The organism is Enterobacter sp. 2VL (assembly GCF_005503595.1).
In the GTDB taxonomy this organism is placed as follows: Bacteria; Pseudomonadota; Gammaproteobacteria; order Enterobacterales; family Enterobacteriaceae; genus Enterobacter; species Enterobacter cancerogenus.
Genome location: NZ_SCNE01000004.1, coordinates 476829 through 491065, shown reverse-complemented (window position 1 = coordinate 491065; position 14237 = coordinate 476829). Strand labels below are relative to the sequence as shown.

The 14237-nt window shown below is 56.9% G+C and carries 10 protein-coding genes and 3 tRNA genes; 9 read left to right on the top strand and 4 right to left on the bottom strand.

The window, feature by feature from the left end; all coding sequences use genetic code 11:
- Positions 1-157: 157 nt before the first annotated feature.
- Together epmA and yjeM are read left to right on the top strand one after the other, a co-directional pair.
- On the top strand, positions 158-1135 hold the full coding sequence (gene epmA / locus FFS28_RS13120; RefSeq protein ID WP_006178957.1) for an elongation factor P--(R)-beta-lysine ligase: 978 nt from the start codon (positions 158-160) through the stop codon (positions 1133-1135).
- Between the two features lie 199 nt (positions 1136-1334).
- A complete protein-coding gene (yjeM, locus tag FFS28_RS13115) occupies positions 1335-2834 on the top strand; it encodes a glutamate/gamma-aminobutyrate family transporter YjeM (protein WP_042322491.1) in 1500 nt (499 codons plus the stop codon).
- Between the two features lie 33 nt (positions 2835-2867).
- On the opposite strand, the gene mscM is transcribed toward yjeM, so the two are convergent.
- The 3 genes from mscM to rsgA form a co-directional block, all read right to left on the bottom strand.
- Positions 2868-6191: a miniconductance mechanosensitive channel MscM gene (gene mscM / locus FFS28_RS13110; RefSeq protein ID WP_137849749.1), complete on the bottom strand. Its 3324-nt coding sequence runs from the start codon at positions 6189-6191 to the stop codon at positions 2868-2870.
- Positions 6192-6210: 19 nt separating this feature from the next.
- Positions 6211-7179 (bottom strand): archaetidylserine decarboxylase, encoded by a 969-nt coding sequence (gene asd, locus FFS28_RS13105; protein ID WP_006178960.1) that lies wholly within the window; start codon positions 7177-7179, stop codon positions 6211-6213.
- A 97-nt stretch (positions 7180-7276) separates the two neighbouring features.
- Positions 7277-8329 (bottom strand): small ribosomal subunit biogenesis GTPase RsgA, encoded by a 1053-nt coding sequence (gene rsgA / locus FFS28_RS13100; protein ID WP_171007409.1) that lies wholly within the window; start codon positions 8327-8329, stop codon positions 7277-7279.
- A 107-nt stretch (positions 8330-8436) separates the two neighbouring features.
- Here rsgA and orn point away from each other — a divergent pair, with 107 nt between their 5' ends.
- The 4 genes from orn (at position 8437) to FFS28_RS13080 (ending at position 9479) form a co-directional block, all read left to right on the top strand.
- Positions 8437-8982, top strand: a complete 546-nt coding sequence (gene orn / locus FFS28_RS13095) for an oligoribonuclease (protein ID WP_006178962.1) — start codon at positions 8437-8439, stop codon at positions 8980-8982.
- 197 nt (positions 8983-9179) lie between these two features.
- Positions 9180-9255: transfer RNA gene (locus tag FFS28_RS13090), tRNA-Gly, on the top strand.
- A gap of 36 nt (positions 9256-9291) precedes the next feature.
- Positions 9292-9367 (top strand) — tRNA-Gly (locus FFS28_RS13085).
- Between the two features lie 36 nt (positions 9368-9403).
- Positions 9404-9479 (top strand) — tRNA-Gly (locus FFS28_RS13080).
- A 270-nt stretch (positions 9480-9749) separates the two neighbouring features.
- Here FFS28_RS13080 and queG read toward each other — a convergent pair.
- Positions 9750-10889, bottom strand: coding sequence for a tRNA epoxyqueuosine(34) reductase QueG (queG, locus tag FFS28_RS13075; RefSeq protein WP_088208699.1), 1140 nt, complete (start codon positions 10887-10889; stop codon positions 9750-9752).
- Here queG and nnr point away from each other — a divergent pair.
- The 3 genes from nnr to amiB are packed head-to-tail and all read left to right on the top strand — an operon-like array spanning position 10888 to position 14228.
- The gene (nnr, locus tag FFS28_RS13070) at positions 10888-12411 is read left to right on the top strand and encodes a bifunctional ADP-dependent NAD(P)H-hydrate dehydratase/NAD(P)H-hydrate epimerase (RefSeq protein ID WP_137849747.1); all 1524 of its coding nucleotides are present in this window, start codon (positions 10888-10890) and stop codon (positions 12409-12411) included. The genes queG and nnr overlap by 2 nt on opposite strands.
- Positions 12404-12865, top strand: a complete 462-nt coding sequence (gene tsaE, locus FFS28_RS13065) for a tRNA (adenosine(37)-N6)-threonylcarbamoyltransferase complex ATPase subunit type 1 TsaE (RefSeq protein WP_006178966.1) — start codon at positions 12404-12406, stop codon at positions 12863-12865. The genes nnr and tsaE overlap by 8 nt, the downstream gene beginning before the upstream one ends.
- Before the next feature lie 16 nt (positions 12866-12881).
- The gene (amiB, locus tag FFS28_RS13060) at positions 12882-14228 is read left to right on the top strand and encodes an N-acetylmuramoyl-L-alanine amidase AmiB (RefSeq protein WP_006178967.1); all 1347 of its coding nucleotides are present in this window, start codon (positions 12882-12884) and stop codon (positions 14226-14228) included.
- Positions 14229-14237: the final 9 nt, after the last annotated feature.

The window sequence follows — 14237 nt, the reverse complement described above, 5'->3', positions numbered from 1 at the left end:
TTTTGCTGTTCTGTGCGGTGATTTATCATGGTGATTGATGAATTGCGTCACGTAATTTCACTCATGAATGAAAAGCCGCTTTTTACTGTGCAAAATTTGTCTCTGCCCCGCCTGTCGAGTAGACTTCGTGCCCTTGTCTGAAATCGGAGAAAAACTCATGAGCGAAACGGCAACCTGGCAGCCGAGCGCATCCATCCCAAACCTGCTTAAACGCGCGGCCATTATGGCGGAGATCCGTCGTTTCTTTGCCGATCGCGGAGTCCTTGAGGTGGAAACGCCGTGCATGAGCCAGGCAACGGTAACGGATATTCATCTGGTCCCGTTTGAAACCCGTTTTGTTGGCCCTGGCCACTCACAGGGGATGAATCTCTATCTGATGACCAGCCCGGAATACCACATGAAGCGCCTGCTGGCGGCGGGTTGTGGCCCGGTGTATCAGCTGTGCCGTAGCTTCCGTAATGAAGAGATGGGTCGTCACCATAATCCGGAATTCACCATGCTGGAGTGGTACCGTCCGCATTACGACATGTATCGCCTGATGAACGAGGTGGACGATCTGCTGCAACAGGTGCTGGACTGCGCGGAAGCCGAAACGCTCTCCTATCAGCAGGCGTTCCAGCGCCATCTGGAAATCGATCCGCTGTCTGCGGATAAAGCGCAGCTGCGCGACGCGGCGGCAAAACTGGATCTCAGCAACGTGGCGGAGACGGAAGAAGATCGCGACACGCTGCTGCAATTGCTGTTTACCTTCGGCGTTGAGCCGCAGATCGGTAAAGATCGCCCAACGTTCGTCTATCACTTCCCGGCAAGCCAGGCCTCGCTGGCGCAGATCAGTACGGAAGATCACCGCGTAGCTGAACGTTTTGAGGTCTACTACAAAGGCATCGAGCTGGCGAATGGCTTCCACGAACTGACCGACGCGCGCGAACAGCAGCAGCGTTTCGAACAGGACAACCGCAAGCGTAACGCCCGGGGCCTGCCGCAACAGCCGATCGACGTGAATCTGCTGGAAGCCCTGAAAGCCGGCCTGCCCGATTGTTCCGGCGTGGCGTTGGGTGTTGACCGTCTGGTGATGCTGGCGCTTGGCGCAGAGCAGCTTGGCGACGTGATTGCATTTACGGTCGACCGCGCGTAATACAATACCGGGTGGCGCGCGAGCCTGCCCGGTGTGTCTCCCTCCCTGGCAATAAACCTTTCCAGTAAATATTCATGGCATCAATAACTGCCAGCGTCGCGTTACGCAGGTTATTTTCCTAATTTGCCCTGAATAGCCACACTATTCGTCTGGTCATCTGCTACCATCCGCGCAGTTTATTTTCGCTTTGGATGGTTCTATGTCCCACTCAATGAAAAAAATGACCCTGACCGGTCTTATCCTGATGATTTTTACGTCAGTGTTTGGCTTTGCCAACAGCCCCTCGGCGTTTTACCTGATGGGCTACAGCGCGACGCCGTTTTATATCGTCTCTGCTCTGTTCTTCTTTATTCCGTTTGCGCTGATGATGGCGGAGATGGGGTCTGCTTATCGCAAGGAAGAGGGCGGAATTTACTCGTGGATGAACAACAGCATCGGGCCGCGCTACGCGTTTATCGGCACCTTTATGTGGTTCTCTTCCTACGTGGTCTGGATGGTCAGTACGGCTGCCAAGGTGTGGGTACCCTTCTCGACGTTTCTCTTTGGGGCAGATAAAACGCAGGTCTGGTCTTTGGCTGGGCTGAGCTCCACGCAGGTTGTCGGGATCCTCGCGGTCTGCTGGATGGTGGTGGTGACGCTGGTAGCGTCGAAAGGTATCAACAAAATCGCGCGCATAACCGCCGTGGGCGGTATTTCAGTTATGTGTCTGAACCTGGTCCTGCTGTTGGTGAGCATCGCGATTTTGTGCCTCAACGGCGGCCACTTTGCGCAGGAGGTGAATTTCGTTTCGTCACCTAACCCGAGCTATCAGTCCGGCCTCGCGATGCTCTCTTTTGTGGTGTTTGCCATCTTTGCCTACGGGGGTATAGAAGCGGTGGGCGGCCTGGTCGATAAAACCGAAAACCCGGAAAAGAACTTTGCCAAAGGCATTATCTTCGCGGCGATAGTTATCTCTGTCGGCTACTCGCTGGCGATTTTCCTCTGGGGTGTGAGCACCAACTGGCAGCAGGTGTTAAGCAACGATACTACTAACCTTGGCAATATTACTTACGTGCTGATGAAGAGCCTGGGGATGACGCTCGGGCAGGCACTGCAGCTGACGCCGGATGCGGCCACGACGATGGGCGTCTGGTTCGCGCGTATCACCGGCCTGTCGATGTTCCTCGCCTATACCGGTGCCTTCTTTACGCTGATCTATTCGCCGCTAAAAGCGATTATCCAGGGAACGCCAAAAGCGCTGTGGCCAGCCCGCATGACGCAGCTCAATACGGCAGGTATGCCTGCGAACGCCATGTGGATGCAGTGCCTGCTGGTCTGCGTGTTTATTCTTCTGGTGTCGTTCGGTGGGGATACTGCCTCTGCGTTTTACAACAAGCTAACCCTGATGGCGAACGTATCAATGACGCTGCCGTATCTTTTCCTGACCCTGGCGTTCCCGTTCTTTAAGGCGAAGCAGGATCTCGAACGTCCGTTCGTGATTTTCAAAACCCGCGCCGCCACGCTGCTGGCCACAACCGTCGTCGTGCTGGTGGTGGCTTTTGCGAATATCTTCACCGTGATCCAGCCGGTCATTGAGGCCAATGACTGGAACAGCGCGCTGTGGATGGTGGGTGGCCCGATCTTCTTCTCGCTGATGGCGATGGGGATTTATGAGAATTACCGTCGTCGTACGACGGCCTATCTCACAGAAACGGCATAGTGGATTAAACCCCTCCCGAACGGGAGGGGCTTACTATAAACTCCCTGCCGGGCGCGTACGCGCCGCTGACGACAGCGTCCTTCCCGTCTTACGGCCATCCAGCGTTTCAAGGCGCATCTGGAACGGTGGGAACGGCATATCAATACCGTGTTCGCGGAAGCCTGCCAGAATCAGCTGGTGGATCTCATGGCGCAGCGGCATACGGTGCCCCATTTCGGCGGCGTAGATTCGCAGTTCGAAGATCTGGATCCCCTGTTGCAAATCGACGAGGAACACTTCCGGTGGCGGGTTGTCGATCACCAGCGTACAGCGCTCTGCCGCCGTGTAGAGGATCTGCGTCACCTCTTCGCTGTTAGCATCCGACGGTGCAGGCACCGTCAGCACCACACGCGTCACGGAGTCGGACAGCGACCAGTTGATAAACTGCTCGGTGATAAACGCTTTGTTCGGGACGATAATCTCTTTGCGGTCCCAGTCGCTGATGGTCGTGGCGCGGGTGTTGATTTTGGTAATACTGCCGGTCAAATCGCGGATCGTCACCGTATCGCCAATACGAATTGGTTTTTCGAACAGGATAATCAGGCCGGAGATGAAGTTTGCGAAGATCTCCTGCAGACCAAAACCCAGCCCCACACCAAGTGCCGCGACCAGCCACTGCAGTTTCGACCACTCGATACCAATCATTGAGAAGCCCACCAGCCCGCCGAAGAGCAGAATCAGGTATTTGGTGATCGTCGTGATCGCATACCCCGTACCGGGGGTGAGATCCAGATGCTGCAACAGCGCCAGCTCCAGCAGGGCCGGGAAGTTCCGCACCAGCTGGGTGGTGATAATCAGCACCAGAATGGCAATCAGCACAGCCCCCAGGGTGATTGGCTCCAGGCTTTCAACCCCTTGCACCGTCGAGGTCACATCCCACAGGGAGATGTTCTCGAGGAAGCCAAACGCCGAGTGGATCTCTGACCACAGGACGATGACCGACAGCAGCGCGATGAGCATCAGGATAGATCGCACCAGACGCAGGGACTGGGTACTGATGGCATCGAGATCCAGCTCGACCTCGTCCACCTCTGCGGTACCCTCGGTGCTGTTGGTGTGATGCGACTCCTCTTCGCCGCGGGCGCGCTGGGCAAGGATTTCAGCACGACGATGCTTGGCACGATCAAACGCCAGACGGCGGCGCTGGATGAGCATCCACCGGCGGATAATGTGGTAAACCACCAGCAGCAAGAACCAGATCGCTACCGAGGTTTCCAGACGCGCCAGCAAGGCCTGCGCGGTGGCAAGGTAACCCACCGCCGCCGCCAGAATCGCTGCCAGCGGCGCGCTTAGCAGTAAATTCCACAACAAGCGGTTAAACATGTTATCGCCGCTGCCGGTCTTATCGACATAGAGCGGAATGCCCGCTCGTTTCAGACTCAGCGTTACGATCGCCAATGCTCCACAAATCAGCATAAAGCAGAGGCGACCCAAAGAGCCGGAGAACTCGCGGTCGTTAAGATTATCAAACATGATCAGCGCCATGATCAGCGGCACAATCAGCCCGATGCTCATCAGGTAATAGCGCATGGCGCGCGCAACGCGGTTACGCGGCCAGCCAAAGTGGGCGATGAACAGGCTGTTAGGGCGCGCGAACGTGGCGCAAATCATCACGACCCACAGCAGCGGTACGGTGGCGGTAACGCCATCACCAATCGCGACCGCCAGCGGATAAGGCCAGGCTTCCCGCAGGCCATACCCGAGCGTCATCCACAGCACCGGCAGCGGTGAGGCGACGAGAATCGACCAGAACACGGTGCGCAGCGTCAGCCAGAAATGATCCTGAGTGACTTTGCCCACGCGGGCGCTGGAACGTTCGAGGAAGCGGGTGAAGTGTCTGCGCGAGTAAATGCTGAACCCCACCAGAATGAGCGCCCCCAGCAGCGGGAAGATGGTCTCTTTGCTGGTGATCATCATCACGCTGGCCTGACCCAACTGGCTGAAGGTATCAAGTGAAATCAGGCGGCGCAGGTCCTGCACAATCTCAATCGGCCACGAGAAGGTCATTGGCCGCACGTCAGACGTCCAGAACAGATAGCGGTGCGTCGCCTCGTTGACCTCTTTCAACGCGTCTTCCAGCTGGCTGTTGGAGACCTTCAGCTTGGTGAGTTCCAGGATCAGCGTGTCGCCACCCTGCAGCAGGGAGTTGAGCAGTTCCCGCTGGGTGCGCATCTGTGCTTCAAGAATACGACTTTGCTCGTTGGTCAGCGGCTGGCCGTCAGCCTGACGGATCTGGCGGATTTGCGGCTGCTTGTTGAGAAGGTCTTCAAAGTGCAGACGTTGAACGCGCAGCTGCGCCATTTCGGTATCAAGCTGCTGCGGTTTTGGCATCTCCGGCAGGCGGGCAACCTGGGCGCGTAACGCTTCGCCGAGCAGGTTTGAAGAGCCAAGCCACTGGGACTGTTCGCGCAGCGTATTGAGTGCCTGGCGCACCTGCAGGGTTTGATTCGTGGCCTGACGCTGCTGCGAGGCAACCAGATCCATACGCTGCGCCTGCTGGTTCAGCGCGGCAGAAAGCTCGCGGTTAACCCTGAACTGATCGACGATCCCGGTCGGCAGGTTTGCGCTGTTTTCAGCAAGCAGTTCCGTGCTTTCCAGCGCGCGCTCTGCTTCACGCTGGCGCTGGCTGTTGAGCTGATTGCGCAGGGCCTGCAGATAGGCGTCTAACTGCTGGCTCTGCTTCTGCGCCAGCTCGGCGCGCATGCGTGAAAGCTCCTGGCGGTTGTTGGCGGAAAGCTGCGCCAACTCCAGCTCATCAACCAGCGCCTTGAGTCTGGCGGATTCTGCCTGCAGGCCAAGGTTTTGCGCCTGGCTTTGAGGCGTGCTGCCGGTTTGGGTACCGACGCGGCGTTCGACATCATTTAACTGACGGCGGGCATCGGTTTGCTGCTGTGGTAACTGGCTGAGCGAGTCGGCAATTTCACGCGCGCGCTCCTGCTCCTGCTGGGCCTGACGGCTTTTTTCGAGGAGCTGGCTGCTGACCTGGAGGATCTCCTGGTTCAGCGCGTCAGACGTCATGCCGACGGGAACATTGCGAGGTTCATCGCGCAGGTTATTAAGCTGCGAGCGCAGGGTCTGCGAAAGTTTAGGGAAGTTATCGATAACCTGCTGATACTGCTGGGCGCGCTCGAGGGAGCCTTTACGTTCCTCAAGCGCGTTCAGCGCGGCCTGGAGCGACTCAACGGTCTCTGGCTGAGCGGGTTTCGCCGCTTTTGCCTGCTCCAGCTCCTGGGTTATCTGTTTGGCGTCGGGGGCCGTCGCTGCGTACGCCCCCATGCTGAGGCACCAGGCCATCAGTAGAACGATAATCGGGCGCACGTCAGCGATCCTTCTGTTGTTAGCCTTGGTCTTTGTTGTCGTCAACCAGCGGGCTGGCGTCGTGCTCGGCTTTGATCTCTTCTTCCGCCAGCGGTGCAGGCTCTGCGTCTGGTGTGACGAGCGCTTCGGCAGAAACTGCCAGCGGCTGGCCGAGTTTGGTCACCGACAGGCTTTGGAGTTGTTCCACCAGGTGCACTTTTCCCGGCGCAAACAGGTTGATCACGGTAGAGCCGAGCTTAAAGCGGCCCATCTCCTGGCCTTTCAGCAGGGCAACAGAGCCTTCATCTTCTCCGGCAGGCCAGGTCCAGCGTTTGATCACCCCTTCGCGTGGTGGGGTGATGGTGCCCGCCCAAACGGTTTCGATACTGCCGACGATGGTTGCGCCTACCAGAATCTGCGCCATTGGGCCAAATTCGGTATCAAACAGGCAGATCACACGCTCGTTACGGGCGAACAGGTTTGGAACGTTCTGTGCGGTCAGGTGGTTCACGGAGAAGAGATCGCCCGGCACGTAGATCATTTCACGCAGGATACCGTTACACGGCATATGGACGCGGTGGTAGTCGCGCGGTGACAGATAGGTGGTGGCAAACGAACCGTTACGGAACAGGTCGGCCATCAGATAGTTACCCGCCAGCAGCGCTTCCAGGCTGTAGTTATGGCCCTTCGCCTGCAAAATTTTGTCGTCTTCGATTTTACCCAACTGGCTGATCACGCCGTCGGCAGGCATCACCAGCACGTTAGGATCGGTGTTAAGCGGGCGAACTTCGTCGCGCAGGGGGCGCACGAAGAATTCGTTGAAGGTGCGGTAGCTGGCGGTGTCCGGCTTCTGCGCCTCTTTCATGTCGACCTTGTAGTATTTCACAAACAGATCGATGACCAGTTTGGTCAGCCAGCCCGCTCGTTTGCTTGCGCCCCAGCCCGCCAGGCGAGTGAGCCACAGTTTTGGCAGAATGTATTGAAGCGAAAGTTTAAATGAGTTTAACAAGGTAGCCTCCAGGCCATTGTTTTGTCGTTCCTGATCCGACTGCAGACAGCCGGATCCTTAAAAAGGGGGACGATTTTAGCGATGCTTAGCGTAGTTGTCAGTTATCAGAATCGGAAAAGTTTTTACGCGTTTTTACCTGATCCATGCTCTCAAGAATGCGGTGATAATTTTCGAAACGCGTTTCTGCAATCTTACCGTTTTCGACCGCTTCGCGGATGGCGCAGCCTGGATCATTGTCATGTTTACAGTCGCGGTATTTGCAAGCGCCTAAATAGTCATGGAATTCGACAAATCCGTTGAAGATTTGTTCCGGCTCAAGGTGCCATAAACCGAATTCACGCACGCCCGGGGAGTCGATCACGTCGCCGCCGTGCGGGAAATGATACAGGCGTGAAGCCGTAGTGGTGTGCTGACCAAGACCCGAGACGCCAGAAACGTCGTTCGTCAGGATTTCCTGCTGCAGGCCAAGAAGGTTATTCAGCAGGCTCGATTTGCCCACCCCGGACTGCCCGGCAAAGATACTAATGCGATCGGTCAACGCCTCTTCGAGCGGCTTCAGGCCGTCTTTGGTGTGGCTCGACACCATCAGCACGCGATAACCGATGTTGCGGTAGATATCCATCTGCTCGTTGACGAACGCCATGCCGTCGTCATCCAGCAGGTCGATTTTGTTCAGCACGATGATCGGCTCAACCTGCAGCGTCTCACAGGCCACGAGATAGCGGTCGATAATGTTGAGCGACAGCTCGGGCAAAATCGCCGACACGATAACGATCTGGTTAATGTTGGCGGCAATGGGCTTCACGCCGTCGTAGAAATCGGGACGGGTCAGCACCGAGGTGCGTTCATGTACGGCTTCGACAATGCCTTTTACCGTTACGCCTTCCGCCGCTTCTTTACCCGGGCGCCATACCACGCGGTCGCCGGTCACCAGCGAACGGATGGTGCGTCGGATATTGCAGCGGTGGATCGCGCCGTCGGCGGCTTCGACATCGGCGTGCATACCGAAACGGCTAATCACTACGCCTTCCGTCCCTTCGCCAAACAGATTGTCGTCGTAATCGGGCTTCTCCGTAGTGGTTTTAAGACGGCGCTGGTGATTGGCATTCACCCGACGCTGCTGCCCTTTGGAGAGTTTATTTTTACTCAATCGCGCTGGCTCCTGGTCGCCCGTAACGGGCAAAACCTCTATGATACACTCTAATTAATACTAGTTAACCTGCTACTGCCGGTTATGCGAGAAGGGTGGAAAATAACATGAGCGCGGACGAAAACAACCTGATTTGGATCGATCTTGAAATGACCGGGCTGGATCCCGAGCGAGATCGCATCATTGAAATCGCAACGCTGGTCACCGATGCGAACCTCAATATTCTGGCGGAGGGGCCAACCATCGCGGTGCATCAGTCCGATGAGCAGCTTGCGCTGATGGATGAGTGGAACGTGCGTACCCATACGGGGAGTGGTCTGGTGGACCGCGTGAAGGCCAGCACCCAGGGCGACCGCGAAGCAGAGCTGGCCACCCTCGAATTCCTCAAACAATGGGTGCCGGAAGGGAAATCACCTATCTGTGGGAACAGCATCGGTCAGGATCGTCGTTTTCTCTTTAAGTACATGCCGGAACTGGAGTCTTACTTCCACTACCGTTATCTGGACGTGAGCACGCTGAAAGAGCTGGCCCGTCGCTGGAAACCGGAAATCCTGGATGGCTTCAAAAAGCAGGGGACCCACCAGGCGATGGATGACATCCGTGAGTCGGTGGCTGAGCTGGCCTACTACCGCGAAAACTTTATTAAGCTTTGATTTTGAGGCCCGGCACGCTTGCGTTGCCGGGTTTTTGCCGTTAAATTGTTCAGCTTGCTGATTAATTAATCACTTGAACGAAATTTCAAAAAAATCGCTTCAGGAGGGGTTGCAGCTAAACGGATTTCTCGTATAATGCGCCTCCCGTAACGACAGAGAATTACACGTTACGACAGCAACAAAAGCAGTACAGATTTGCGGGAATAGCTCAGTTGGTAGAGCACGACCTTGCCAAGGTCGGGGTCGCGAGTTCGAGTCTCGTTTCCCGCTCCAAAATTTGAAAGTGCTTTCACAGCACGGACCACCCAAGCGGGAATAGCTCAGTTGGTAGAGCACGACCTTGCCAAGGTCGGGGTCGCGAGTTCGAGTCTCGTTTCCCGCTCCAAAATTTGAAAGTGCTTTCACAGCACGAACCACCCAAGCGGGAATAGCTCAGTTGGTAGAGCACGACCTTGCCAAGGTCGGGGTCGCGAGTTCGAGTCTCGTTTCCCGCTCCAAATTCTTCTTCCAGTCAAAATTATCCACAGCGTAAAGTCATGCTGGGGACGTTTCCCGTTGCATTTGAAATATTCTTGTGAACAGACTTATCCACAGAACGCCTGATGTATCCGAAACGGCTTAAACCTTAGCAGGGTGAATAATATCTTTTTAACATGCTGTTTTTCATGAAGAAAATTTGATTGCAAAATGTTAACGCGATCGCTTGATCTCGTTGTCAGCCCTGATAGCGCTTGAGTTTTTATTTTTATTCACAGGCTGTGAATATATCAAGCATCCCGTATCAGCCCTTTTTCAATCACCCGCACCAGGCGCTGTTTCTTCGGCAGCTGCACTTCAACGACGCAGGCATTTCGCTTCTCAATTTGCTGCGCAATCGCCCACTCTATGTGTTCATCGAGAAGTGGGTGCTCACCTCTGCGGCTTTCAAGCGCCTGAATATTGGCTTCATCCCAGGGGGCATTTCCCAGCGCGACGGCGACGTTACGCAGCCAGCGCAGGTGGCCGATACGGCGGATAGCCGAACCTTCCGTGACTTTCAGGAACCAGGCTTCGGTCCAGGCGAACAGTTCGATGAGTTGTGGCGCATGAAGCGCTTTGCGCGGGCTGAAGTCCTCTTCCTCGGTAAGTTGCGAGTAGCGGTTCCACGGGCAGATCAGCTGGCAGTCGTCGCAGCCGTAGATGCGGTTGCCGATGAGCGGGCGAAACGCTTCGGGGATTGCGCCTTCGAGTTCAATCGTGAGATAGGAGATGCAGCGGCGCGCGTCGACGACATACGGCTCGACGATTGCCCCGGTCGGGCAGATGGTCATACAGGCTACACAGCGCCCACAGCCTTCTTCTACCGGCCCGTCAATGGGCAGCGGTAAATCAATGAGCAACTCCCCGAGGAAAAAGAAGGAGCCGGCGTCACGGCTCAGGATAAGTGAGTGCTTACCTGTCCAGCCAAGCCCGGCTTTTTCGGCAATCGGACGCTCAAGAATAGGCGCGGAGTCAACAAACGGTCTAAAATTCAGCGAAACACAGTGCTGCTGAATAGTTTCCCCAAGTTTTTTTAAGCGGTTACGCAGAAGCTTATGGTAATCACGCCCGAGGGCATACCGGCTGACGTAGCCCAACGAGGGATTTTTTAGCGTGCGCGCAAATGCCGCGTTGGCAGGCAGGTAGTTCATGCGCACGCTGATCACGCGTAACGTGCCCGGCAAAAGCTCGTGTGGACGGGCGCGCATCATACCGTGACGCGCCATCCACTCCATCTCGCCGTGGTACTGTTTGTCCAGCCATGCCTGCAATTTTGGCTCGCTGGCAGAGAGATCGGTATCGGTGATACCCACTTTCTGGAAGCCAAGTTCAGCACCCCACTGTTTAATTTTTTGCGCTAACTGATTGAGATCGAGGGGCTGTGACATGACGGACCATACTGTGAAGAAAAACCCCGCCAGTATACCACATTCCATCTGGCATGCGGATGACCTCCGCCATGCCGAAAAAGAGGCGGCCGACAGCCTGGGGATTACCCTGTATGAGCTGATGCTGCGCGCGGGCGAAGTGGCATTTAACGTTGCCCGGACGGCCTACCCGGATGCATCGCACTGGCTGATTTTATGCGGGCACGGTAATAACGGCGGGGACGGCTATGTGGTCGCACGTCTGGCCGTTGCCGCCGGTCTTCGCGTCACGCTGCTTGCGCAGGAGAGCGATAAGCCCCTGCCAGAAGAAGCCAGCGCCGCGCGGGACGCCTGGCTTAACGCGGGCGGTATGATCCACGCGCCGGACATTCTCTGGCCGGGTGATGTCGCGCTGATCGTTGATGGGCTGCTGGGGACCGGGCTGCACAGCGCGCCGCGCGACAGCGTTGCGGCGCTGATTGAACGCGCCAACGCGCATGCTGCACCGGTGGTGGCGCTGGATATCCCTTCCGGATTGATCGCGCAGACCGGAGCCACGCCGGGGGCGGTGATTAACGCCGCTCACACCGTGACCTTTATCGCCCTCAAGCCTGGCCTGCTCACCGGTAAAGCGCGGGATGTGGTCGGCCTGTTGCACCACAGTACGCTGGGGCTGGACGGCTGGCTGGCCGGACAGGAGACAAATCTTTCACGTTTTGATGCCTCGCAGCTTGCCCACTGGTTGCCGCCGCGCCGTCCAACGTCCCATAAGGGCGACCAGGGGCGGCTGGTGATTATCGGAGGCGATACCGGTACCGCGGGCGCGATCCGCATGACCGGCGAAGCGGCGTTGCGCTGCGGAGCAGGGCTGGTGCGGGTGCTGACGCGCAGCGAAAATATTGTTCCGATTATCACCGCCCGCCCGGAACTGATGGTGCATGAATTGACCCCAAAATCGCTTGAGGAGAGTCTCGAGTGGGCGGATGTGGTGGTGATTGGTCCGGGGCTGGGACAAGAAGCCTGGGGCAAACAAGCCCTGCAAAAGGTGGAGAATTTCCGTAAACCGATGCTCTGGGATGCCGACGCGCTGAACCTTCTGGCAATCAACCCGGATACGCGTCACAATCGCATTCTGACGCCGCACCCCGGTGAAGCCGCGCGGTTGCTTAACTGCAGCGTGGCAGAAATTGAAAGCGATCGCTTACTTTCTGCCCAGCGTCTGGTAAAACGTTACGGAGGTGTTGTTGTCCTCAAAGGGGCAGGGACCGTCGTTGCCAGCGACGTTTTGCAGGGCATCATTGATGCCGGTAACGCGGGAATGGCCAGCGGCGGCATGGGCGATGTGCTTTCCGGCATCATTGGCGCATTGCTCGGACAGAAACTTCCCCTATATGATGCAGCCTGCGCGGGCTGCGTAGCCCACGGGGCGGCAGCCGACAGGCTGGCAGCGCGTTACGGCACGCGCGGTATGCTGGCCACCGATCTTTTTTGCACGCTGCGGCGTGTAGTTAACCCGGATGTGATTGACGTAGAAAATGACTAATCGAGCGATTTCTTTACCTGATGAACAAGCCACTTTAGATTTCGGCACGCGCGTGGCGCAGGCCTGTCAGGGGGCAACCGTCATTTATCTGTATGGAGATTTAGGCGCGGGTAAAACAACCTTCAGCCGTGGGTTCCTGCAGGCGTTAGGCCATAAAGGGAATGTGAAAAGCCCAACCTACACGCTGGTTGAGCCGTATACCCTGGACCATGTTACGGTCTATCACTTTGATTTATACCGCCTTGCGGACCCGGAGGAGCTGGAGTTTATGGGGATCCGCGATTATTTTGCCAACGACGCCATTTGCCTGGTGGAGTGGCCGCAGCAAGGTGCGGGTGTGCTGCCTGACCCGGATGTCGAAATTCACTTAGAGTACCAGGCGCAAGGGCGTGAGGCACGCATCAGTGCTGTTTCCTCATCAGGGTGTTCCTTACTGGCCCGTCTGGCCGGTTAAGCGTAGGAATGACGGGATGATTAATCGCGTTAAAGGTTGGTTGTTAGCTGCAACGGTGCTGCTGTGTGCGCAGGCCGGGGCGGCGAATCTTTCGGATATTCAGGTCTCCAATGGCGATAGCCAGGCCCGCATCACCTTCAGCTTTATGGGTGATCCTGAGTATGCCTTTTCACAAATCGACAGCCACAGCGTGGCGCTCGATATCAAACAAACCGGCGTGATCCAGGGGCTGCCGCTGCAGTTTAGCGGAAATAACCTGGTGAAAAGCATCCGATCCGGAACGCCAAAGGACAGCCAGTCACTACGTCTGGTGGTGGATCTGACCGAAAAAGGGAAAACGAAGGCGGTTAAGCAGCAAAACGGCTCGAATTATACGGTGGTCTTTACCATCAACGCCGATGTGCCTCCGCCACCTCCACCGCCGCCTGCGCCGGTGGTCGCGAAACGCGTGGAAACGCCGGTTTATACTCCGCGTCCCGCTGAGCCTGCCCGTAATCCGTTCAAATCGCAGGACGATCGCATCACTGTGGCGACCAGCAGCAATACGGTGACGCGCCCGGCGGCCAGTGCGCGTCGTGCGACGGTCAGTGGAGACAAGGTGATTATCGCCATTGATGCCGGTCACGGTGGGCAAGACCCCGGTGCAATTGGGCCGGGCGGCACGCGCGAGAAAAATGTCACTATCGCCATCGCCCGCAAGCTGCGTACGCTGCTCAACGACGACCCGATGTTTAAAGGCGTGCTGACCCGCGACGGGGATTACTTTATCTCGGTCATGGGCCGCTCGGACGTGGCGCGTAAGCAGAATGCTAACTTCCTGGTGTCAATTCATGCGGATGCGGCTCCGAATCGTGATGCCACCGGAGCGTCCGTCTGGGTGCTCTCAAACCGTCGCGCCAACAGCGAAATGGCGGGCTGGCTGGAGCAGCATGAGAAACAGTCCGAGCTGTTAGGCGGCGCGGGCGACGTGCTGGCAAACAGCCAGTCTGACCCGTATCTCAGCCAGGCCGTGCTGGATTTACAGTTCGGTCATTCTCAGCGCGTCGGGTATGATGTCGCCACCAACGTACTGAACCAGTTACAAAGCGTGGGCGTGCTGCACAAGCGGCGTCCTGAACACGCCAGCCTCGGCGTTCTGCGCTCGCCGGATATCCCGTCGATTCTGGTGGAGACCGGGTTTATCAGTAATAACGGTGAAGAACGTCTGCTGGGAAGCGACAGCTACCAGCAGAAAATTGCCGAAGCGATTTATAACGGTCTGCGTAAATATTTTGACGCGCATCCGCTGCAGGCAGCACCGCAGGGCGGCGTGAGCCAGACGGCCAGCGCTGCGTTACCGGGTGAGATGACCGCGACCAATTAAGGAGACGTC